22 protein-coding genes are annotated in these 21,715 nt (G+C 65.0%); 9 read left to right on the forward strand and 13 right to left on the reverse strand.

The features are described from left to right. Positions 1-221 precede the first annotated feature (221 nt). The 4 genes from OK015_RS17155 to OK015_RS17170 all read left to right on the forward strand — a co-directional run bounded on the left by OK015_RS17155 (position 222) and on the right by OK015_RS17170 (position 5,021). Positions 222-1,139: a hypothetical protein gene (locus tag OK015_RS17155; RefSeq protein ID WP_268124744.1), complete on the forward strand. Its 918-nt coding sequence runs from the start codon at positions 222-224 to the stop codon at positions 1,137-1,139. Positions 1,140-2,071: 932 nt separating this feature from the next. Then, the gene (locus OK015_RS17160; protein WP_268124746.1) at positions 2,072-2,524 is read left to right on the forward strand and encodes a hypothetical protein; all 453 of its coding nucleotides are present in this window, start codon (positions 2,072-2,074) and stop codon (positions 2,522-2,524) included. 323 nt (positions 2,525-2,847) lie between these two features. After that, positions 2,848-4,695 (forward strand): DUF5631 domain-containing protein, encoded by a 1,848-nt coding sequence (locus OK015_RS17165; protein WP_268124748.1) that lies wholly within the window; start codon positions 2,848-2,850, stop codon positions 4,693-4,695. 11 nt (positions 4,696-4,706) lie between these two features. Beyond that, the gene (locus tag OK015_RS17170) at positions 4,707-5,021 is read left to right on the forward strand and encodes a DUF2563 family protein (protein WP_268124750.1); all 315 of its coding nucleotides are present in this window, start codon (positions 4,707-4,709) and stop codon (positions 5,019-5,021) included. 18 nt (positions 5,022-5,039) lie between these two features. Here OK015_RS17170 and OK015_RS17175 read toward each other — a convergent pair whose 3' ends face one another. From OK015_RS17175 to OK015_RS17185, 3 genes are all read right to left on the reverse strand, one after another. After that, entirely contained in the window at positions 5,040-6,116 is a 1,077-nt protein-coding gene (locus tag OK015_RS17175) for a DUF7373 family lipoprotein (RefSeq protein WP_268124751.1), read from the reverse strand. Between the two features lie 150 nt (positions 6,117-6,266). Then, the gene (locus OK015_RS17180; RefSeq protein ID WP_268124753.1) at positions 6,267-6,971 is read right to left on the reverse strand and encodes a sensor domain-containing protein; all 705 of its coding nucleotides are present in this window, start codon (positions 6,969-6,971) and stop codon (positions 6,267-6,269) included. Between the two features lie 448 nt (positions 6,972-7,419). After that, positions 7,420-8,547: a M24 family metallopeptidase gene (locus OK015_RS17185; RefSeq protein ID WP_268124755.1), complete on the reverse strand. Its 1,128-nt coding sequence runs from the start codon at positions 8,545-8,547 to the stop codon at positions 7,420-7,422. A gap of 47 nt (positions 8,548-8,594) precedes the next feature. On the opposite strand from OK015_RS17185, the gene OK015_RS17190 reads away from it, so the two are divergent. Further along, a complete protein-coding gene (locus OK015_RS17190; protein WP_268124757.1) occupies positions 8,595-9,551 on the forward strand; it encodes a 5'-3' exonuclease in 957 nt (318 codons plus the stop codon). Positions 9,552-9,555: 4 nt separating this feature from the next. Here the strand turns inward: OK015_RS17190 and OK015_RS17195 are convergent, their stop codons facing one another. The 6 genes from OK015_RS17195 to OK015_RS17220 form a co-directional block, all read right to left on the reverse strand. Beyond that, a complete protein-coding gene (locus OK015_RS17195; protein ID WP_268124759.1) occupies positions 9,556-10,332 on the reverse strand; it encodes a DUF4333 domain-containing protein in 777 nt (258 codons plus the stop codon). 55 nt (positions 10,333-10,387) lie between these two features. Then, a complete protein-coding gene (locus OK015_RS17200) occupies positions 10,388-13,150 on the reverse strand; it encodes a DEAD/DEAH box helicase (protein WP_268132829.1) in 2,763 nt (920 codons plus the stop codon). 23 nt (positions 13,151-13,173) lie between these two features. Beyond that, positions 13,174-14,130 carry a twin-arginine translocase subunit TatC gene (tatC, locus tag OK015_RS17205; protein ID WP_442791124.1) on the reverse strand — a complete coding sequence of 319 codons (957 nt, stop codon included), beginning with the start codon at positions 14,128-14,130 and terminating at the stop codon, positions 13,174-13,176. A 42-nt stretch (positions 14,131-14,172) separates the two neighbouring features. Continuing rightward, positions 14,173-14,439 carry a Sec-independent protein translocase subunit TatA gene (tatA, locus tag OK015_RS17210; protein ID WP_268124761.1) on the reverse strand — a complete coding sequence of 89 codons (267 nt, stop codon included), beginning with the start codon at positions 14,437-14,439 and terminating at the stop codon, positions 14,173-14,175. 72 nt (positions 14,440-14,511) lie between these two features. Continuing rightward, entirely contained in the window at positions 14,512-15,483 is a 972-nt protein-coding gene (locus OK015_RS17215) for a helix-turn-helix transcriptional regulator (protein ID WP_268124763.1), read from the reverse strand. Next, entirely contained in the window at positions 15,480-16,508 is a 1,029-nt protein-coding gene (locus OK015_RS17220) for a helix-turn-helix transcriptional regulator (RefSeq protein ID WP_268124765.1), read from the reverse strand. The genes OK015_RS17215 and OK015_RS17220 overlap by 4 nt, the downstream gene beginning before the upstream one ends. Before the next feature lie 103 nt (positions 16,509-16,611). On the opposite strand from OK015_RS17220, the gene OK015_RS17225 reads away from it, so the two are divergent. Next, positions 16,612-17,424, forward strand: a complete 813-nt coding sequence (locus tag OK015_RS17225) for a GAF and ANTAR domain-containing protein (protein ID WP_326498551.1) — start codon at positions 16,612-16,614, stop codon at positions 17,422-17,424. Positions 17,425-17,430: 6 nt separating this feature from the next. On the opposite strand, the gene OK015_RS17230 is transcribed toward OK015_RS17225, so the two are convergent. The 4 genes from OK015_RS17230 to OK015_RS17245 all read right to left on the reverse strand — a co-directional run bounded on the left by OK015_RS17230 (position 17,431) and on the right by OK015_RS17245 (position 19,572). After that, entirely contained in the window at positions 17,431-18,186 is a 756-nt protein-coding gene (locus tag OK015_RS17230; protein WP_268124769.1) for a GAF and ANTAR domain-containing protein, read from the reverse strand. Positions 18,187-18,256: 70 nt separating this feature from the next. After that, positions 18,257-18,964, reverse strand: a complete 708-nt coding sequence (locus OK015_RS17235) for a GAF and ANTAR domain-containing protein (RefSeq protein WP_268132831.1) — start codon at positions 18,962-18,964, stop codon at positions 18,257-18,259. 78 nt (positions 18,965-19,042) lie between these two features. After that, positions 19,043-19,432, reverse strand: coding sequence for an alpha/beta fold hydrolase (locus OK015_RS17240; RefSeq protein WP_268124770.1), 390 nt, complete (start codon positions 19,430-19,432; stop codon positions 19,043-19,045). Beyond that, positions 19,429-19,572: an alpha/beta fold hydrolase gene (locus OK015_RS17245; RefSeq protein ID WP_268124772.1), complete on the reverse strand. Its 144-nt coding sequence runs from the start codon at positions 19,570-19,572 to the stop codon at positions 19,429-19,431. The genes OK015_RS17240 and OK015_RS17245 overlap by 4 nt, the downstream gene beginning before the upstream one ends. Before the next feature lie 552 nt (positions 19,573-20,124). Between OK015_RS17245 and OK015_RS17250 the strand changes: the two genes are divergently transcribed. The 3 genes from OK015_RS17250 to OK015_RS17260 all read left to right on the forward strand — a co-directional run bounded on the left by OK015_RS17250 (position 20,125) and on the right by OK015_RS17260 (position 21,711). Then, complete coding sequence (locus OK015_RS17250) at positions 20,125-20,445, forward strand: hypothetical protein (RefSeq protein WP_268124774.1); 321 nt, start codon at positions 20,125-20,127, stop codon at positions 20,443-20,445. 67 nt (positions 20,446-20,512) lie between these two features. Then, the gene (locus tag OK015_RS17255) at positions 20,513-20,683 is read left to right on the forward strand and encodes a CsbD family protein (protein WP_268124776.1); all 171 of its coding nucleotides are present in this window, start codon (positions 20,513-20,515) and stop codon (positions 20,681-20,683) included. 86 nt (positions 20,684-20,769) lie between these two features. After that, positions 20,770-21,711, forward strand: coding sequence for a ferritin-like domain-containing protein (locus OK015_RS17260; protein ID WP_268124778.1), 942 nt, complete (start codon positions 20,770-20,772; stop codon positions 21,709-21,711). Positions 21,712-21,715 lie beyond the last annotated feature (4 nt).

The raw sequence follows: 21,715 nt of genomic DNA on the forward strand, positions 1-21,715 counted from the left end.
GCTCTCCCGTCCGGGCACGCTACCTGCCGGGGGCGCTTGACCGCCGACAGTGAATTGACCGGCACAGATACCGTGGTTAGCCTCGCCATCAGGGCCAAGGGACACAAATGGTCAGGGGTGGAGATGTCGATCGGGACTGGTTCGCTTAAGCGAACCAGTCGTGCTGCGCGGGTTCGCTTCGGCGGTGCGCCCTTCATCCCGGCGCTGCGCAGGGGGTTGTCATGAGTGGCGGCGACGATGAAATCCGAATAATCCTCGAACACCTGGCCAAGTTGAGTGGGGGTCCACTGCCGCCGGGGATCACACCCGATCAACTGGCTACGGGAACTGCTCCTTTGAGCCAGCTGCTGAAAGCGCTTGGTCTTGCGGCGAATGGCGGAGATCCACGCGACATGGGCGACGCCCAAGCCGGATACGCGGAACGCGGCGAGAAAACCGCTGACGCCATGGCCAAGTTCCCTGCAAATGAGGCAGAGTCGGCCGCGAAGGTCGGCAGTCCAGCTGAGATGGCGCAGCAGATTCCGCAGATGATCTCTGGCCTCGCGGGCGGTATCTCGGGCGCGATGGGCGGTTTGCTCCAACCGTTGAGCCAGCTTCCGCAGCAGGCTGCTCAGATCGGACAGCAGATGATGCAAGCCGGAATGGGCGCAATGCAGCACGGCGCGGGAGAAGCAGCGGCCATTCCCGGTGAATTGACGGGATCCACGAGCGGCGCCGGCGGATTGGGCAGCGGCGGTGGCGGAGCGGGCGGGCTCGGCGCCACCACGCCGACAGGGAGCCTTAATCCGCTTCCCGCTCCGTCAGCCGGTACGGAGCCAGCGTCATCGCGAACCGGCTCGGTCCCGCCACCGGGTGCGTCGGCGCCAACGAACGCATCCAGGGGCGGGATGGGCGCGATGCCGATGATGCCCCCCGGGGCCATGCACGGCGCGGGCAGTGGGGGCAAGGACGGGAAGCCCGACACCAAACGCATTGTCGCGCCGTCAGTCAAGAACGGCGCCCCAGTCCAGGGCCGTATCAGCACACCCCCGCCGGGACCTGAGGTCGTCAAACGTGTTGAGGGCAAACCGGTTGCGAGTCGACGCATCATCTTGCCCGACCAAAAGCGCGATGACGATGATAAGGATGCGAGTAGCTAATCGTCGTCGACTAGCAGCCAGACCAACTGCGCGGAAATGGTTTTCGGCTTCCTACCCATGGCATTGATGTCAAGCAGTGGCCTCTTAAAGTCTCGAATGCGGCCAGTGCAACGGAGGCTTCTCAATCGTGCTGGAGAGATACGCTCCCAGCGTGTCGCACCAGCCTCCCCCGCCGCCGTCAGCTGCCCCTCCTCCGTGGCCCGCGCGGCCGCCTACAGTGCCTGTGCACCGGTCGCGGTCCCTTGCGATAACTTCGTTCGCGAGTGCGCTCGTGGCAGTCGCCGTAGCAATCGGCAGCTGGTTTCGTCCTATTCCTGACAACAAACCGCCCTCGGCTCCATCCCGCCTGCTTTCCCGGAACAACAAAACACCGAGGCCAAGGCGAAAGTATGTGCGACATACGACAAAGTACATCAAGCCGTCCTCACTAACACAGGTAGGAGCGGGGGTACTGACCCTATCGCGCTACTCGGTGTGGCTGCTAATGCGAGGCTTGCGTTGTATGACGGAGGCGAATATCTACTCAAGGCCTTAGCGGAACAACCCGCGACCCCTCCCGATCTCGCGACGGCAGTTCGGCAAAACTGGTGAATTCATATCAACAACTTGCAGTGAATTACATGGCAGAAGTGAGTCAGTCTGGAATCGATTCATCGTTGCATGCTGGCGACCAGCCCAACGCGATTATCTACGGAATTTGCAAGTAAAACTGCATTCCTGTGGATGTTGAATACACGAGTCGATTAAACTCGCAACCACTGCGACCAAGGAATCGCAGAAATGCCTTTCGGCCACCAAGCATAAGGTGACTACCAATATTCGGGCGGGACGATACGATTGAGCTTGTGTCGAACTTCGGACCACCTCCTGCTACGTCGCCCGTGCCACCCCCCTGGCCAGTACCACAGCCGTCCCCACCCAGGCAGCCGTGGATGATGTTCGCGTTCTTCGTCATCGCCCTGCTATTGACACTCGGTGTCGCGATCGTCGGATGGTTCCGACCTGTACAGCCCAAACCTCCATCGCCTCCGACATACACCGCTCAACAGACGGCGGACGCGAAGGCGAAGGTGTGCGCCGCCCATGACAAGGTGCACCACGCCGTGGGTTTAACTTCGGCGAGAAGCAGCGACGACCCCACGCTGCACCTCGCTTTAGCGACCAGCGGGCGGCAGGCGTTAGACGTTGGCGGTGATTATCTGTTGACCACACTGGCTCAGCAGCCGGCGACGCCGCCTGATCTCGCAGCGGCAATCCACAAACTTGCGAACACATTCCAGGAACTTACCGTCGACTATTTGGCTGAAGTCAGCGATGCGGAACTGGACCCTCTGTTGCGCACGTCGGACCAATTAACTTTAACTATTCAAGGTCTGTGTAAATAATGTTACCCCCTGGGGAATGGTCGATGGCCATCGTCGGCAACCAATGGGTAGATGACCAAGATCTGATGACCCTTTTACACAGCCGGACCAACCGGAGAAACATTAGGACTGGATTTACAAATTTTGAGAACATGCTCCGGAGCGCCCAAACCGGGCCACTCGCGGACCAGCGCGGATTTACGGCCGACGATCTCCGCGACTCCTTCCGACAGGGTGAACAACAGGCACGGCAGGTCGCCGAAAAGAATGGCATTAAAGAGGGAGCATACGGCACCTCTTACGACAGCATGATAAGCCTCCGGCAGGACCTGACGAGTTTAGCCTTGGAAGGTAATCAACGGATCGAAGAGATCAAGCAGTCCAATCAGCCCGTGGAAGCCAAGGTCCCGCAGATCATCGCCGCGATACAACAGTATCGGGCGCTGGCCAGCATCACTGCGGCGAAGTACTCCGGCAACGTCCTAGACGCGATGCAGCGGGTCCTCGACGCAGAGGGGACCGGCATGTCCGCGCGCCAGTTCGCACGGGCCCATGGTTTAGATGTCGGCCAGATGTTCAAGCCATGTGGCGATGAAAAGGGTCTTACCGACCAGGTTCGCCAGTCGCTGAATAAGCCGCCCGGTTCGCAGACAAACATCGTGAACAGCAACTTGCATTCGCGGGTGGACGAGCTTCCCAAGCCCCCAACCACCACCGAGCCCACCGGACAAGTGACCGGTGGCCTTACAACAGTTGGCGCCAGCAATCTCAGGACGGGTGGCCCAGTCGGCACGCAACCCCCCGCCACCGCACCGGCGGCACCGTCGAACATCGTCAGTACGAACCTAAAGGCACCAGCACAATCGATCCCCGCCCCGGCGCCGCCAGCACCTTCCACGTCGCCGCGCTTGCCTGGCGCACCGATGGTGTCGAGCCCGGGCATAACGGCGCCGGGCGGCGGCTCACATCTGCCTGCGTCTCCGGCGTCACCCCTCGCCGGCGCGCCGACCGCGCCTGCGAGCCCGGTACAGCCGGTCACTCCGGCCGATTTGATGCACAGCTTCGACAAGGGCGTGCAGGCCGGGACACCACTCTCGGCGACCGCAGGGGCGATGCCGCCACCTCAACCGCCAGAGCCGCAGGGCCCGCCGACGACTCCAACCGCGGGAACGGGCAGCGTCCCGGTAAACGCGCCGACATACGATGCTCCAGCGCCGGTCGCACATGCGGCCGCCCCTGATGCGACCCCGGCACCACAGGTCGTCGCGGGATCATCCGCCGCCGCTGCCCCCGCCGCGCCCCCACCCGCGGGCTCGCTGCCCGCATACGCCTCCGACATACGGCCGACCATTCCCACGGCCTCCACCCCCGTCGTCCCATCGAGCCCACCGCCGTCGGCGATGGCCAGCTCTGCACCGGTGCATCCCTCGGCCGGGCAAGGTAGCCCCGCCGGGCCGACGGTCGTGCGTCCGACGCCCCCACCGGCACCTCCAGCGTCGCCGTCGAGTCTGGGCACCGAGGCCGTCGCGGCCACCGCTACCGGAGCGGTCGCCGGAGCCGCTTCGGCCAACGCCGCCGCGCGAGCGCGCCTCCAACGACTCGTCTCCGCAGTCGCCCGCCAACAGCCCCGGCTGGCCTGGGCGGCCGGAGACCGTACCGACGACATCACTGTGCTGACAACCGATCTCGCCAGCGGCTGGATCCCCCCGGGCATCGAGCTCCCGGCCGCGGTAACGCTGCTGTCCCCCGAACGACGCCGCGGCGACCTGGAAACTCTGCTCGGCGAAGTCACCGTCGCCGCCGGCTATACCCCAATCCACCACGTTCCCGAAGAGGACGAACCGGTCCGCACGTCGCCACGCCCGCGGCGCCTGCCCGAGATCGACGAACTCGGTTGGGAACTCAACCAAGCAACCCAGTGGCGCGACGGCCTACCGCGACTGGCCCACACGCTAGCCAAGGCCGCCACGGGCGGTACCGGGGTGCTGGACAAAGAGGTCGAACTGCTGCAGACGCATCTGCGCGAGGTCAGCACCCGTGTTCTGGACAGCTACCCCGAGCACGTCGACTTCCACGAGGTCGGTAACTGGCAGCTACTGGCCGCCATCGACGCACTCGTGGCCGGCGACAAGTCGGCCGCGAACTATCACCTCGCCTGGTTCCAGGCCTGCAGCACCACGATTAGCCAATAAGAGGGGTGGCCGTGTTCGTCGACACCGGATTACTGCACTCGGGGGGAAGTCAGTCTCACCGCGCGGGCGGGCACGCCCACGACGCGGCCGATCGCCTGTCGCGGGGACCGCTGATGTCGGGAATGTTCGGTGACTTCGACGCCGCGGAACAGTTCCACGAAGCGGTGAGCGTGGCTCACGGGAAGCACGTGAAAAGCCTTCAGGCCCACGGGGAAACGCTGACCGATATCGGCAGTAAGGCCTATAAGGCCGCCGCGAGCTTCACCGACATGGAACAGCAGAACACCGCCGACTTGCGGGCCGTGCGCGGCAACACCGCGACGTAGGCATCTACGGCAGTGAACTCATTTCTCGGTCAACACCAGGTACTGCGCTGCCACCTTCTCGCGAACCTCGGGATCGGAGTCTGACGCCTCGATCGCATACCTGTCGGCCTGCGCCAAGCAGTAAAAATTTTGCGACGCTGCGTCCTTAAGCTTGAAACATCTGGCGGCAGGCAGCCCCCGAACCCCTGCGGCCCCGGTGCCGTGAGCTTCCGCGTCCGCTACGAGACCGTCCATAGCCCGCGCCGCCGCTGCGGCATCAGGCATCTGGTAGACATTGTCTCTACTAATTGAACCGTATTGCAACCCAACGGAATCGAACAGCTGCTTCGAACGCGGCGGGTTCTCCTGAAAATGCAATATCGCGCGCGCGTCGTAGACGCCTTCGTCGACGGTTGGCGTTTCTTCCGCAGACAAGGTACTCGCCCAGAGCCCTGAGGGGTCGATTTGCAATTCAGGAAGCTGCTCGACCGGCGTCGGTGAGAACTGGTCAATTAGCGGCCCTTGGAGATCAAGCGTCGTAGCCACCATGTTGATGAGCGCATCGGCTCCCTCGGTGCCGCTGGCATGTTGGCACAGCACGTAGGGTCCGTGTGCGGTGTATGCGAAAACGTTTACTTGCGAAGGGACCTCATACATAAAGGCAGCAGTGCCCGAATGGCGAGGAATCGGAATGGGATGAGTCGACTGCGACCCACTGTACCTCGTTTGAATACTCGCGCTCTTTGCGCTCATATCGGTGGCGGCGGCCATCGCGTCTTCTGGTGCGCCGAAGCGCAACACCACATTTATGAGCTCCTTTGTCATCGCCCTGCGGGCGGTAGCAAACCCTGTGATGAAGTTATGATTCGCGGCACCCCCCGGAATCGGTTCGGGCAAAGCCAAACTCACCGCGTCAGCGCTTTGCAGTGGGTTAGCAAGCGTCGTCGTCCGATCGGAAAGACTTGGATCCACCTGAAAGGGCGGAACTACATTGCTAGCCAATCGGCGCGCTTCCAGCAAGACACCGGCATGAACGGTACCGGCACGGCCGAACGGCGGCTGTGCAACGGTTGGAAAATTACCGGTGACGAGCGCCCCCGAGTCGATGCCGCCCACGACTTGGTGCACCGTCCTGGCGGAGCCGCCCACGGTGTCTGCGCAGCCGGATGCTGCTATACACACTGCGGCGACGCAGAACAGAACTCGCGCTCGCATCACTTGACGGTCAGCAATCGGCTCGCCGTGCCACCAACATCACGTCGATCATCATCGCGCCGTATCGATCTTGGCCGCAATCGGTTTGATCAGAGCCGGTACAACAGCATCGGGCACGTTGTACCCGCAGTCGGAAACGTCAATAACGACGTTGTTGCGCACAGATACACCACGTTGACAGTTCCTGCCGTCGCCGCCCTCCCACAGCAGCGAAGTGGAGACAATCCCGTCTTTCTCGGACACTTGGCCGACCATCTCGAACGCTGCTGAGGAATTAGGCACGTTAACCTCGCGGACGTTGAGGGTCCGATTTGCGCACTGATGGAATCTATCCGCCGCTCGCTGGTAGAACTTGGCCGCAGCACCAGCATCCTGATAGGCGACCACCGCTTCGACCACGGAATACTTTATTGCAGCGCTGTCTGGCGCGTCCGCTAACTCTTGCCTGCGCATGGAGACCCAACCAGTACCGTCATAAAACGACTGGACCACCGCCAAAATCACGCCGACACAGTTATTGTCGGCGATCTCGTCACCGAAAAACGCATGAGAATCCGCGGGTTTTGTGAGAGAGACCAACGGGGGTGCCGACAATGCAGCAGCGACATCAGCTGGGCTTGCCAGCATGCCGTCAAGCGCAGTTATTGGAACTGGCGGCATAGACGAGGTCGACGGCGCGGTGCTGTTCATGGTCGCCTGCCGGTTATCAGAATTGCCCGAAAATCGGGCGATAACAAGGCCAGCTACTACGGCCACAACGACAAATATCGCCAGGCCGCCGAGCAGCCACCATCGCCGTGTACGACGAGGTTTGCCGGCCGGTACCCAACCTCCGTAGCCCGGTGGCGTCCCAATGCCCATCGCAGGCGGCCCCAGATTTAGCCCGTTCTCGCGCCAAGTCGCATCAGCTGGCGGCGGATGTCCTCCCGGTGGAAACGGCGGGCCAAAGTGTAAACGTGGCGGCTCAGTAGATCCGCGCGGCACTTGGTAATTGGGTGGCCGCCCACCACCCGCTGCATCTTCGTTCACAACCGCCCCATTTCGAAGTGCAAAATGCGATAAAACAAACGTACCGGAGGTAGAACGACCGGTAACAGAAGAAATCCCTGGTACTTGTTTACACACGAATGGCGGATCACGGTAGCCACGTCGGTGCTCGCGCGGGCGCAACCGTTACATGGCGACCCCCGGGCTAACGTGCTACCTAGGCCACCGGCACCACGACCAGCTCGTGCGGCCGGTTGTTGACGGGCAGCGCGCCGTCCTCGGTCACGATGACGATGTCTTCGATGCGGGCGCCCCAGCGACCCGGAAAGTAGATGCCCGGTTCGATCGAAAAGGCCATCCCCGCAGTCAAAGGCAGATCGTTGCCGCTGACAATGTAAGGCTCCTCGTGCACCGAAAGCCCGATGCCGTGGCCGGTGCGGTGCACGAAGAACTCCGCGAGACCGGCCTCGGCGAGCACGTCGCGGGCGGCGGCGTCGACCTGCTCGGCGGTCACCCCAGGACGAACCACATCCAGCGCCGCTTGCTGGGCCCGCTGCAACAGCGAATACTGTTGCGCGACATCGGGGCTGGGCTCTCCGATGCTGTAGGTTCGCGTCGAGTCGGAGTGGTATCCGGGCTCGTAGGCTCCCCCGATGTCGACGACGACAATGTCACCGGCCTGCAGTTCGCGATCCGAATAACTGTGGTGCGGGTCGGCACCATGCGGGCCGGAACCGACGATGATGAAGGACACATCCGAATGCCCTTCGGCGACAATGGCTTCGGCGATGTCAGCAGCAACGTCGGCCTCGGTGCGGCCCGGGACCAGAAATTCCGGCACCCGGGCGTGTACCCGGTCGATGGCCGAACCCGCCTTGCGCAGCGCGTCGATCTCGCACTCCTCTTTGACCATCCGCAGCGTGCGCAGGATGTCGGTGGCCAACACCGGTGACACGCCCAGCACCCCGGACAACGGCACCAGGTGCAGCGCCGGCATCGAATCGGTGACAGCCGTCGCCAACCGACCGCCGCCCAACGCAGCAAGAACCAATCGGTAGGGGTCGTCGCCGTCGACCCAATCGCGCACCGCCAAACCCAGTTCCGCGATGGCCGATCCCTTGAGTGAGGCCAGCTCCAGCCGCGGCACCACGATGGTCGCAGCACCGGACGCCGAAACCACCAGTGCCGTCAACCGCTCGAACGTCTGAGCCCGCGACCCGCTGAGATAGCGCAGGTCGTATCCCGGGGTGATCACCAGGCCGTCGAGTCCGGCATCGGCGGTCGCTGCGGCGGCCGCTGCGAGCCTGCGCGCATAGACCTGCGCGTCGAATCGGTGAGAGTCCATGGCAGCCAGGCTAACCGCGTTGCGGCCGCGCTGGCAGGATAGCCCGCATGCCTGCACCTCTGTTGCTGCTCGACGGCGCCAGCATGTGGTTCCGCTCGTATTTCGGGGTGCCGTCGTCGATCACCGCTCCCGACGGCCGGCCGGTCAACGCCGTCCGCGGATTCGTCGACTCGGTGGCCGTGGTCATCTCCCAGCAGCGGCCGAAAAGACTCGCGGTCTGCCTCGACCTGGATTGGCGCCCGCAGTTCCGGGTGGACCTCATCCCGTCATACAAGGCACACCGCGTGGCCGAGCCGGAACCCGAAGGCACCCCCGACGTCGAGGAAGTGCCCGACGACCTCACACCGCAAGTCGACATGATCATGCAACTCCTGGACGCGTTCGGAATCGCGACGGCAGGCGCCGAGGGGTTCGAGGCCGACGACGTGCTGGGCACACTCGCCGCCCAGGAACGCGACGACCCGGTCGTCGTGGTCAGCGGTGACCGTGACCTGCTGCAGGTGGTTGCCGACGATCCCGTCCGGGTCCGGGTGCTCTACCTGGGCCGCGGGCTGGCCAAAGCCACCCTGTTCGGCCCGAAAGAAGTCGCCGAGCAGTACGGCGTGCCAATCGAGCGAGCCGGGCCCGCCTACGCCGAACTCGCGCTGCTGCGCGGCGACCCGTCCGACGGCTTGCCGGGCGTGCCGGGCGTCGGCGAGAAAACGGCCGCCACCCTGCTCGCGCAGCACGGCTCGCTGGATCAGATCCTGGCCGCCGCACACGACCCGAAATCCAAGATTGCCAAGGGATTGCGGGCGAAACTGCTGGGCGCGACCGACTACATCGAGGCCGCCGGGCAGGTGGTGCGCGTCGCCACCGACGCACCCATCACGCTGTCGGCACCGACCGACGAGCTACCGCTGGTGGCCGCCGACCCGCAACGCGCCGCGGCGCTGGCGACCGAACTCGGCGTTGGGTCCTCAATTGCACGCCTGCAGAAAGCGCTCGACTCGCTGCCGCAGTGACGCGTTACTGCGGGCGCCCGACCTCGTAGGTGCCCTTGTCGTCCTGGAAGGTCACGGTCACCTTCTTCTGCGCGCCGTCGATGCTGACGGCGCAGTCGAAGGATCCGCCCTTCTTGACGACGGGGTCGGTGCCGTTGTTGCACTTGACGTTCTGGACGTTCTTGGCGCCATAGCCGTTGGTTTCGTCGGTCAGGACCTGCTGCACACCGCTCTGCGCCTTGTTGACGTCCAGCTTGGTGGTGACGAAAAAGCCGGGCTCCCAGAAGCCGAGCACCAACACCACCGCGATCAGCAGAAAGGCGATCGCCCCGCCGATGCCACCGATCAGCGCGAGCGAACGCTTCTTTTTCGGTTGCTCGTAGCCCGGGTACTGCTGCGGGTACTGGCCGGGCTGACCGTATTGGCCGGGCTGACCGTACTGACCCGGTTGGCCGTACTGGCCCGCCTGGCCGGGCTGACCGTATTGACCCGGTTGCGCATACTGCCCGGGCTGGCCGTATTGCCCCGGCTGACCGTACTGGCCGGGCTGACCGTACTGCTGCTGGTCGGGTTGCCCGTATCCCGGCTGCTGTTGCGGGGGGTACGGCTGTTGGTACTGCGGGTAGTCGGCTGGCGGCGTGTACGCCGGGGCCTGCCACGTCGGGTCCTGGGCTGGCGGTTGCTGCTGGTGTTGCCAGGGCGAGCCCACCTGACCCACCTGAGTCGGTTCCTGGGAGCGATCGCCACCCTCGCCGGGCGGTTGCCACTGCTGGCCCGGGTCCGATCCGTGCGGTGCGCTCATCGTTTCTCCTCAATCGCCTTGTTCTCTAGCCCTGTAACGGTAGCCCGGGCCCAGCCTACCCGGCGTCAACTGCGACGACGCCGCGCCGAACATCGTTGATAGCGCGCTTCGCCGTCGCCCGCACCTCAGCATCCGGCGCGGCGTTGCGCACCTGGTCCAACAGATCGAGCACCTGGCGGCACCACCGTACGAAATCCCCTGCCAACAACGGCGAACCGCTGCCGGTCGCGTCGGCCGCGGCCAGCGAGGCGGCCAGGTCGCCGGTCCTGGCCCAGCGGTAGATCACGGTGACGAAGCCGTCGTCGGGTTCGCGGCTCGGCGCGATGCGGTGTGTTTGCTCGTCGGCGCGCAGGGCGAACGACAACTTCGCTGTCTGCTGCAAGGCCTGGCGCAATCGCGGTGTGGGCGCCTCGGCCGCAAAAGGACCGCCGGGGCCGTCACCGCCGCGGGTCTCGTAGAGCACCGAGGAGACGACGGCGGCCAACTCGGCCGGCTTCAGGTCCGCCCATGCGCCGCTGCGCAGGCATTCGGCGACCAGCAGGTCGCTCTCGCTGTAGATCCTGGCCAACAAGCGGCCGTCGTCGCTGACTCGCGGATCGGTGGCGGTGCCTTGGATGAATTCGCGTTCGGTGAGCAGCCCGACGATACGGTCGAACGTGCGGGCCAGCGAATTGGTGGCGGCGGCGACCTTCTTTTCCAGCTGCGCGTTGTCGCGTTCGATGCGCAGGTAGCGCTCGGCCTCACGCACTTGCGCCTCGACGCCCGGGCTGTTGTGTGCCGGGTGGCGGCGCAGCTCCTGCCGCAACGACGCCAGCTCCGGGTCGTGGAAGCCGCCGTCGGGATCCGCGGCCCGACGTCGCGACGGAACGTCCAGCGCGGCGGCAGCCGACCGCAGCGCCGAGGCGACATCGCGACGGACCCTCGGCTGACGGTGTTCGACCCGCTTGGCCAACGGCATCGATCCCAGCGGCGCCGAAGCACCCGAGTAGTCGGCCGATGAAATCCGGCCCGCCCAACGGTGTTCGGTGAGTACCAGCGGCCGGGGGTCGTCGCCGTCGCGCGCCGATTCCAGCACCACCGCGAGGCCGCTGTGCCGGCCATTGGTGATCGTGATGATGTCGCCGCGGCGCAGCCCGGCCAGCGCATCGTTGGCCGCCTGCCTGCGGTGCAGCCGTGACGCCCGGGACTGCGCCTTTTCCATCTCCGAAATCCGCGCGCGCAAACGGGCGTATTCCAGGATCGACGCCTCGTCCCCACCGAGTTCGGCGGCGATCTCTTCTTGCAGCCGTTTGCCGCGGTCGATGCCGCGCACCAAGCCGACGACGGAGCGGTCGGCCTGATACTGGGCGAACGACTGCTCCAGCAGCTGATGCGCCTGCTCCGGGCCCATGTGCTGCACCAGGTTGATGGTCATGTTGTACGACGGCGCGAACGAGCTGCGCAGCGGGAACGTCCGGGTGGACGCCAGCCCGGCCACCGCCGACGGTTCGGACGTCTCCTCGCCGGGGTGCCAGAGCACCACCGCGTGACCCTCGACATCGATGCCGCGCCGGCCGGCCCGCCCGGTCAGCTGTGTGTACTCCCCCGGCGTCAGCGGCACGTGCGCCTCGCCGTTGAATTTCACCAGCCGTTCGAGCACCACCGTGCGCGCGGGCATGTTGATGCCCAGCGCCAAGGTTTCGGTGGCGAACACCGCCCTGACCAGCCCGGCGGTGAACAGCTCCTCGACCGTGTGCCGGAAAGCCGGCAACATCCCGGCGTGGTGGGCGGCCAAACCGCGCAGCAATCCCTCGCGCCACTCGTAGTAGCCGAGCACCGCGAGGTCGCCCTCCGCGAGATCTCCACACCGGTGCTCGATCACCTCGGCGATCTGAGCGCGCTCCTCCTCGGTGGTGAGGCGCAGCGGCGAGCGCAGGCACTGCTGCACCGCGGCGTCGCAGCCGGCCCGGGAGAACACGAACGTGATCGCCGGCAACAGCCCTTCGGAGTCCAGCGTCGCGATCACGTCCGGCCGCGCGGGCGGCCGGTAGAAGCGCGGCCGGGCGGGCCGCCCACCGCCTCCCCTCCCCGCTTGCCGGCGGGGCTGCCAATCGCCCATCCGATCCGCCTCGCGACGGTGCGCGATGTGGCGCAGCAGTTCTGGATTCACGCGCGGATGACGATCGGCGGCCGGTTTCTCGTTCTCGTAGTCGAACAGGTCCAGCAGGCGCTTGCCGACCAGAACGTGTTGCCATAGCGGCACCGGCCGGTGTTCGTCGACCACTACCGTCGTGTCGCCGCGTACGGTCTGGATCCAGCCGCCGAACTCCTCGGCGTTACTCACCGTCGCCGACAGGCTGACCAGTCGGACCTCGTCGGGCAGATGCAGGATCACCTCCTCCCACACCGGACCCCGCATCCGGTCGGCAAGGAAATGCACTTCATCCATCACCACATGCGAAAGCCCTTGCAGCGCAGCTGAATCAGCGTATAGCATGTTACGCAGCACTTCGGTGGTCATGACCACCACCGGCGCATCGGCATTGACGGACATGTCGCCGGTCAACAGCCCGATCCGGTCGCGGCCGTACCGCGCCGTCAGGTCGGTGTGCTTCTGGTTGCTCAGCGCCTTGAGCGGGGTGGTGTAGAAGCATTTGCCGCCGGCGGCCAGCGCCAGATGCACCGCGAATTCGCCGACCACCGTCTTGCCGGCACCCGTTGGCGCACAAACCAACACACCGTGTCCACGTTCGAGCGCCGCGCAGGCCCGCGTCTGAAAATCGTCGAGCGAGAAAGGCAGTTCCGCGGCAAACCGAGGCAGCTCGGTCAACTCGGTCACGCCGCCGTCAGGTGCCGGCGACATTACGTGACGTCGTCATGTTGCCCGGTGACGAACGACGGCTCGGGCGCCGGTGAGGGCGGCTCGATGACCGACGCTTCGTCGTCGGGGATCGCGGTTTGGGCTTCGCGCTTGGCTTTTCGCTTGTCGTGGATGCGAGCGATTTGAATGGCCAGCTCTTGCAGCACGGACAACGCGATCCCCAGCGCCGTCATCGAAAACGGGTCGGAGCCGGGCGTGAATATCGCCGCGAACACGAACATCGCGAAGATCAGCCCACGCCGCCATGCCTTGAGTTTTTGATACGTGAGGATGCCCGCCATGTTGAGCATGACGATCAGCAACGGGAATTCGAAGCTGACGCCGAACACCACCAGAAGATTGATCAGGAAGCCGAAATATCTGTCCCCGGACAACGCAGTCACCTGCACGTCGCTGCCGACGGTCAACAGGAAGCCCAGCGCCTGGGACAGCACGAAATAGGCCAGCACCGCACCGCCGATGAACAGCACCGCAGCGGGGATCACGAACCCGATCGCGAAGCGGCGCTCTTTTTGGTAGAGCCCGGGCGTGATGAACGCCCACAGCTCGTAGAACCACACCGGGCAGGCCAGCACGATCCCGGCCGTCATCCCGACCTTGAGCCGGAGCATGAATTGGTCGAACGGTGCGGTGGCCAGCAACCGGCACTGCCCGTCGGCGCTGATGCTCGCGCGCGCGGACTGCGGCAGCGCGCAGTAGGGATGGCGTAGCCACTCGCCCAGGCTCTCCAGCCCGAACAGCGGATGCCCGTACCACACAAATCCCAGGATCGTCGTGACCAGGATCGCGCCCAGCGAGATCAGCAGCCGGGTGCGGAGCTCGGTCAGGTGGTCGACCAGCGACATCGTCGCGTCGGGATTGGTCCGACTACGCCTATTGCGCGGGTTGAGATGCTTCAGGAACGCAGCAGTGCGCGCTGAAGTCTTGAATGCTTTCACGACGCTCGGTCAGTGCGCTCAGGCACCGCGGCCGATGCCCGGCTAAGCGGGGCGCGCTTCGGTGTGGCCCTGCTCGGAAGCCGGCGAGGGGTCGACCCGCTGCGACTGCACGGACTGGGGAGCCGCCGCAGGAGTTTCGATGGAAGGCGCGTCGGACTTGCTCTCCGTCTGCATTTCGCGCAGCTCGGACTTGAAGATGCGCATCGATTTGCCCAGCGAACGCGCTGCGTCCGGGAGCTTCTTGGCACCGAACAGCAGGATTACGACGACCGCCAGGATCGCCCAGTGCCACGGACTAAGACTGCCCACTTTCATTACCTCCAGACGTCCACCCGATGTTACCGCAGCAGAGCCAACTGCCGGTGTGCCCGCGCCGAGGGCTCAGGAGGTCACTGCCTGGTAGGACTCCAGGGCCGCCGCCGCGGCGTCTCGTACGCGCTGCGCGAGCGACTGCGGTTCAACCACCCGCACGTCCGGCCCGAATCCAAGCACCAGTCGGGTCATCCAAGCCTCGGAGGCATAGGTCATGACCGCCTCACACGCTCCGTCCGGCAATTCGCGCACGTCGCGCATCGGGTAGTACTCGAACATCCACGACGCCGACGGCGCCACCCGCAGCGTGGCCGACGGCAGGGACGGATCACCGTCGAACAGTGATGTGTCCGGCGGCGCCTGCAGCACCGGCTCGGGTGGGGCGGCCGGTTCGCCCAGCTCGCTGGCCTCGACGATCCGGTCGAAGCGGAACAGGCGCACCCCTTCGGCCTCGCGAGACCACGCCTCCAGGTAGCTGTGTCCGCCGATCAACAAGACCCGGATCGGGTCGACGATCCGGCTGGTCAGGGTGTCGTGTGAGGCGGAGTAGTAGTCAATGGACAACGCGTGTTTGTACTGCACCGCCGTGCGCACGACGGCCGCGGCCCGGTTCTCGATAGGCGCCGGCTCGTCGATCGCCGTCACCGAACTCGTCGCGTCATGACCGGCGGCACCGGCCGCGGCGGCGATCTTGGCGATCGCGCTGCGCGCCGCCTCCGGATCGACCACGCCCGGAATGTCGGCCAGCGCCCGCAGCGCCACCAGCAAGCCGGTGGCCTCCGGCGAGGTGAGCTTGAGCGGCCGGTCGATGCCCGCCGAGAACGTCACCTCAATGGTGTCGCCGGCGAACTGGAAATCGATGAGATCACCCGGGAAGTATCCGGGAAGCCCGCACATCCACAGCTGGTTGAGGTCCTCTTCCAGCTGCTTGGCGGACACCCCCAGCTTTGCCGCGGCCTCGGCGCGGGTGATCCGCGGATTGGCCTGGAAATACGGCACCATGTTGAGCAGCCGGACCAGACGGGTGGACACGGGGGTCATCGGCGCCGCTCTCCCCCGCAAGCGGGAGGTGCCCCCACCTCCGCCTGGGCGCGCAACCGGGCCAGCACGTCGTCGCGCAGCGATTGCGGCTCGAGCACCACGGCATCGGCCCCATATCCGGCGATTTCGCGGGCCAGCCGGTCGGTGGAGCTGATCTCGAGCTCGATCGCCTCGCCGTCGCGGCCGCCCAGTTGCCGCGCGCCGGTGGATCGTCCGGCGCGACGCAACGCGGTGGCCCGCCCGTCGGCGACCCACACCAGTGCCTGCGCGCCGGTCGGTGTCTCCGCGACCGTCTGCGCGACGATCCGACGCAGGTCGACGCCATCGGGGACGGTGACGGCGCCGGCTGCGCCGATCGGCTCGACCTCGGCGCCGATGCGGGAGAGCCGGAAGGTGCGGGTGGCGTCGCGATCACGGTCATGGCCGACGAGATACCACCGACCCTTCTCGGTGACCACGCCCCATGGCTCGACCGTGCGCGTCGTGTAGGGCTCGGCACGCGACGGCCGGTGCGGGAACTGCACGGCCTGCCGGGAATCGATGGCGGACAACAGGATTCCGAGAACTTCTTCGGACCCGCGCAGCCCCGGCACGCCCTCCGGGGAGGCAATCGCCACCGGGGCCCCGTCCTCCGAGGGATCGACATCAACACCGGCCGCACGCAGCTTGAGCAGGGCGCCCTGGGTAGCGGTGATCAGTTCGGGTGACTCCCACAGCTGCGTGGCGACGGCGACCGCCGCCGCCTCATCCGCGGTCAGCTCGACCGGTGGCAGCGCGTACGCGTCCCGGTTGATGCGGTAGCCCTCGGCGGGGTCCAGCGCCGACACCCGGCCGACCTCGAGCGGGATGCCGAGGTCGCGCAGTTCGTTCTTGTCGCGCTCGAACATGCGGGAGAAGGCCTCGAGGCTGGGGCTTTCCGAATAACCCGCCACGTTGGATCGGATCTTTTCCGCGGTGATGTAGCCGCGAGTGGACAGCAGGGCGATGACCAGATTGACCAGCCGTTCGACTTTCGAGGTCGCCACGCATAGCAGCTTAGGGGTGCAGAGGTGTTTCATTAACCCGGGCGCAGGAAACCCACTGGTGATTGTCGAGGCGGCTGGCTCACGCAGCTGGGGAAGGAGCGCGGTGTTGGCCGAGTACGACAGCCAGCCGGGCCGGATTTCCCCGCCCGAGCCTGAGCTCACGCAGGAGCAACATGACGCCGACCAAGAGGATTTGCAGGCGGGGCTGAGCGGATTGGCCGCGATCGTCGTCGACGCGTCCACGCTGGACGAGTCGCTCACCCAGATCGCCGAATTCGCGGTCCACGCGATCCCCGGCGCCGACGGTGCCGGCGTGACTGCGGCCCACCCGTCTGCGATGCCACCGCGGATCCAGTCGTGGGCCGTGACTGCCGAGTTCGTCCGCAAGGTCGACACACTTCAGTACGAGCGTCACGGGGAGGGCCCATGCATTACTTCTATGCACACCGCACGCCCTTGCGTTAGTGGGTCCATCAGTGACGACACTCGTTGGCCCCGCCTCGGCGGCGCGATGGTACGCCTGGGCGTGAATTCGGCGTTATCCCTGCCGCTAATCCTCCGTAAGCAAGTGATCGGCGTCATCAACGCCTACGCCTACACCCTCGACGCCTTCGCCGAACACGCGGTGGCGATAGGCACAAAGTTCGCGGGGCCGGCCGCCGTGACGGTCCACAACGCGCGATTGCTGATGGCGGCTCAGCTGCGGGCGGAGCAGTTGCACCAGGCGCTGGATAGCCGGTCGGTCATCGACCAGGCGGTCGGAATCATTCGCGCCCGGTCCGGGGCAAGTGCCGAAGAGGCCTTCGGTCGGCTGATCAAGATCAGCCAAGAGGAGAACGTCAAGCTGCATCTCGTCGCCGAGCGACTCGTCGAGATATCTGTGCGGCGCGCCCGCGCCCGCCACAATCTCTCCTGAAAGTGTCTACGGCGGTGAGGAATTCATCATCGCCATCACGGCAAGTATCGCAGGACGGGACTCGGGCGATGCGATCAGTTGTCGGGCAACATCCGTTAGATGAATGTCGTTAGAGCGCGCGTATCGGCGTAGCAATGTGAACGCGTCTTCCACTGACACATCGAGTCTTTCGCGGACAAATCCCTTGGCCTGCTCGATCGTGATGCGACCAGCCAGCGCGTTGCGCAACCGTGGCACCACCGCGGACGACGTTGGAGCGCGTTCCTGCACGAGCGCCACGCACGCGATGTGCGCCAGGCTTTGGCCGACCAGCAGGTCTGCGTCGTTCAGTTCGCCCGAATGTGTACCGAACAACCCCAAGGCGCCCAACACCATTCCAGCCGCGCGCATCGGCACCGCATGCACCGAGGCGAAACCGGCATCAACGGCCGCCGGGACGAATCGCGGCCAGCGCGGCGCCTCTGCCGCTAGATCCGCCACCGATATCGGTTGTCCACTCGCATAACAGTCCAGACAGGGTCCTTCGTCTGTCTGGAGTTGGAATAGCTCCAAATCGCGCGCCTTCTCCGAGGTCGCCGCCAACAGATGCAGACTCTGCAACGGGTCGGCCAGCAGGAACCCGGCGGCGGCAATATCGAGTAGGTCCGCGCAGCGCTCGGTGAGTTCGGTCAGCAGATCGACCACATCGAAATCGTCCAGGAGACTGTCGACGAGCGTTACGACAGCATCCAAAACTCGAGTTTCACGGGTCTCTTCGGTCATCTTCGGCTCCTTCTCGGACGGTCCCCGCGTGACGCGCAAACGGGGCCTGCCACTTCAGACGATGACCACATCAATCGTCCTCCAGCATCAGTCGACGGTCCAGAATGTCGCGCGCGACGTCCATGGCGCTGCGGTCAGTGGCAAAGGCGTGTGCCCGCAGTCGTACCAGCGCCTCCGCGGCGTCGATATCGAGCTGGGCCATGAGCATGCCGGTGGCCTGGCTGACCTCCGCACGCGACAGGGCATTCAGCTCGGCCCACGCATCGCTGCTCGGATCGGACACCGCGGCCTGCAGGTCTGTGCTCATCAGATCGAGTACCGGGATGGCCGCCAATTCGGCGGCGGCAACCGCACCGGTGAGTTGCTCGGCGCCCAACGGACCCGGCCGGGCACGAAACAGGTCTAACGCTCCGACGTATTCACCGGCAACCAGAACCGGCAGCGCGTACACGCCTCGAATCTGGTAATCGAGCATCGCGGCCCCGTATGCCGGCCACCGAACGTCCTGCGGGTCGGCCAGATCGAGTACCAGGACCGGAGCCCGAACGGCCACCGATTCCAAGCACGGCCCCTCACCCATAGTGAACTGCAGCTCGTCATAAGCCCGCGCCAGCCGACTGCTCGACCCCAGCGTTGCGGCATTGGCACCATCGAAGACCAACGAGATTGCCGCGGCATCGACGTCGAGCAGGTTCACGCAGGCCCGGCACAGCCGATCTCCGGCTTCTAGTCGCCGCCCACCACCGACCGCGGCCAGCAGTTGCTCACGGATTGTCACAGTGATCCGGACACCCATCGGCCGAGTCAGCGTGACTGACCTGAAAGTTCGTTGCCGGGATCATCGGTCCACCATTCACTAGACACTCAACGGCGAGACACGCGGGGCATCGAGTTCGCCATTGGCCGCCGCATAGCGGTTGTGTTCGGCTGCCCCGGTGAGCTGTTGCACCCAACGGCTCTCGGAGTACCGGAAGGGCCGCGTCGAGCTGAGAAACTTCTCCATGGCGGGAAGCAGCTGAGCGGCAGCGGTCTGGTGCGGGTAGTGGCCGGCATCGGCGATCTCGACCATCACCGCGTGCGGTACCCGCTCAGCAAACGCGAGTTGGCTTTTTCGTTGTCGTTCGGCCCGGAGCCCGCGCGGCGCATCGACGATCAACTCTGCGTCGAAGCGGGACACCAGCGAGGGAACGAAGGCGAGAACGCGCTTCGTCAGACCCGTGGGAAGCGCTGCGAGCGCGACAATCACTGCGTCGGCACCGGGCAGCGCGCGAGGCGGGGAAGCAGGGCCCGCCAGGTATGACGGTTGCCGCCCAGCCCGTGGATGAGCAGCAACGGGGGTCCGGACCCGGCCTGGGTGAAGGCGACCACGCACCCGGCGAGTCGCATGCGATTATCGTGAATTTGCACTTCGGGCGCGGTCCTTCGTCTGCTCAGCAGCGAAGAAAAAGATTCCATGACTACCAGCTCCAAGCCGTAGATCAGCGAAATACCAGGTCTGTCCGGCGTCGAATACGGCACCCGCGATATGCCGCACAGAGGACGAGGCGGACTGGCTGGCTGGCGTGTCAACCGAGTTAGGGAATACCCGGTTTTCCAGATCCGAATCGCGAAGCCGTATCCGATTGCTGGACTGGCTAAATCGCCTAGCACCGCGTAGCGTTTGCTTTGTTGGTTCTCTTCTAGTTCGGTGCGGTTAAGTATCAGCCGCAAGCATCTGCTCAAGCCGAACCTCTAACAAAACGGTCGATTCCGGTGGCGCCGTAGCGCGCCGTCCGACGCGACTGGGCGCATTTAAGGCAGCGCTTCTGAACCAACACAATCTTTTGATTGCAACGCGAAATAGCGTTGTTGCCAATGGCTTTCACGAAACCCCTGTCGAGGCATGAGTCCGACAATCGGTCGGACGTTCGACAGGCTTACCCAAGCTTAGGAATACAAATGGCTATCACTAACCCCACCGACGCACAGCATCGCACCACGGCACCGACCGCCTATAGGACCGAGGGCGCCGACGTCAATCGAGTCCGTTCGCGGGCCGGACACGAGACGAAGGCATCGTTCAAGACGTCGGAGTTCGCGGTGTTTGTCGTCGCGGTTGTCGGTGTGTTACTCGCGTCGTACTTAGTCAAGGCCACCGACGGGCATGCCGACTACTTCACGGCCGATCGGGCGTGGTTCTACGTCGTGCTGCTGAGCATCGGCTACATGGTCAGCCGCGGGCTGGCGAAGTCGGGCAGCCGTCACCACAACGACGCTTAATCCTTGCAGCACAAGGGAATTACGGTCAGCCGCTTTCGCGGCCGATCACCACAGAAGGGAAACACCCATGGGAATGACCGACAAGATCAAGAACGCCGCTGAGGACGTCGCAGGTAAGGCCAAGGAACAGGCCGGCAAGATCACTGGCGACAAGGACACCGAGGGCGAAGGCAAGAAGGACCAAACCAAGTCCAGCGTGAAGAAGGCCGGCGAGAACGTCAAGGACGTATTCAAGTAAGCGTTATTGGTGTGGCCTGCCGTCCATAGGACGGCAGGCCACACCGCTTCCGTCACTAGGTAAACCCCGACTCTTCAGGAGAAAGCATGACTGACACCAACACCGCCAAGCTCGTCGGCCAACTTCGCATACTGCATCATCTAACCAACACCGAGATTCAGATCGCGCAAACGCGGGTAGCGCAGGCCCGTAACGACGCTGTGCGCGAACAATTCACGACGAACGCGGCGAATGCGCAAGAACGCGCGGGACTGATCGCGGCGACGCTGCGCGACCTCGGCGGCGTTCCTGACGTGGTCACCCCTGCACTGGGCCGCGCCACCGCACTACTCAAGGCCGTGGTCGAACAGGGGCAGCCATTGACGGCGGCGCTATTCGGCGACCTCGCCCTGGAACATCAATTGCTTGACCGCGCAACCTATCTCGAGGCTCTCGCCCATGCGGCCGAGGATCTCGATACCCAACTGCTTGCGCGACGGCTGCAGGCTGCGCACCAAGAAACCATCGAGTGGATCAACTCGGTGCTTGCCCAAGAAGCCGCCGGAAAGGCGACTGCCGTGCGCCCCACGCCGGTACAGAAGGCAGTAGGTCGACTCGCCAGGGTCGCCAACTACCCGACCCGCTGGACTGCCGCGCGGATCAACGCGACTGCCGAGGCCGTCGCCCGCACCCGCTCGCGGGTCGCTACCGTCACCGACGCCGCCGTCGATTCCTTGACCACGGGTCGCGACGCCGGCTTGCACCAAGCAGAGCGGATCGCCACTCGGCGGGGAGCAAGCGGTATCGCGTCCGCTCTGCACCGAACCCGTGTACTCGCCGGCGGACTGAGTGAAAACGAGCTGCCCGTCGACAACTACGACGGCCTCACCGTGGGCGAGGTCGAATCCGAGGTTCAACGACTCACCGACTCCGGCGCATTGGCCGCGCTGCTGCGCTACGAGCAGAACCACAAAGACCGGGCCGGTGCATCCACTGCGATCAAGAACCAGCTGGTCGCGGTCAGAGCGCAGGAGAGCGCCAGAAACTGACCTA

This window comes from Mycobacterium sp. Aquia_216 (assembly GCF_026723865.1).
Classification (GTDB): Bacteria; Actinomycetota; Actinomycetes; order Mycobacteriales; family Mycobacteriaceae; genus Mycobacterium.

Bases quoted from the DNA above. Each gene is read 5' to 3' on its own strand.
- OK015_RS17155 (WP_268124744.1), top strand. From the start codon at position 222: ATGAGTGGCGGCGACGATGAAATCCGAATAATCCTCGAACACCTGGCC.
- OK015_RS17160 (WP_268124746.1), top strand. From the start codon at position 2,072: ATGATGTTCGCGTTCTTCGTCATCGCCCTGCTATTGACACTCGGTGTC.
- OK015_RS17185 (WP_268124755.1), bottom strand. From the start codon at position 8,547: ATGGACTCTCACCGATTCGACGCGCAGGTCTATGCGCGCAGGCTCGCA.
- OK015_RS17190 (WP_268124757.1), top strand. From the start codon at position 8,595: ATGCCTGCACCTCTGTTGCTGCTCGACGGCGCCAGCATGTGGTTCCGC.
- OK015_RS17195 (WP_268124759.1), bottom strand. From the start codon at position 10,332: ATGAGCGCACCGCACGGATCGGACCCGGGCCAGCAGTGGCAACCGCCC.
- OK015_RS17215 (WP_268124763.1), bottom strand. From the start codon at position 15,483: ATGACCCCCGTGTCCACCCGTCTGGTCCGGCTGCTCAACATGGTGCCG.
- OK015_RS17230 (WP_268124769.1), bottom strand. From the start codon at position 18,186: ATGACCGAAGAGACCCGTGAAACTCGAGTTTTGGATGCTGTCGTAACG.
- OK015_RS17245 (WP_268124772.1), bottom strand. From the start codon at position 19,572: ATGCGACTCGCCGGGTGCGTGGTCGCCTTCACCCAGGCCGGGTCCGGA.
- OK015_RS17250 (WP_268124774.1), top strand. From the start codon at position 20,125: ATGGCTATCACTAACCCCACCGACGCACAGCATCGCACCACGGCACCG.
- OK015_RS17255 (WP_268124776.1), top strand. From the start codon at position 20,513: ATGGGAATGACCGACAAGATCAAGAACGCCGCTGAGGACGTCGCAGGT.
- OK015_RS17260 (WP_268124778.1), top strand. From the start codon at position 20,770: ATGACTGACACCAACACCGCCAAGCTCGTCGGCCAACTTCGCATACTG.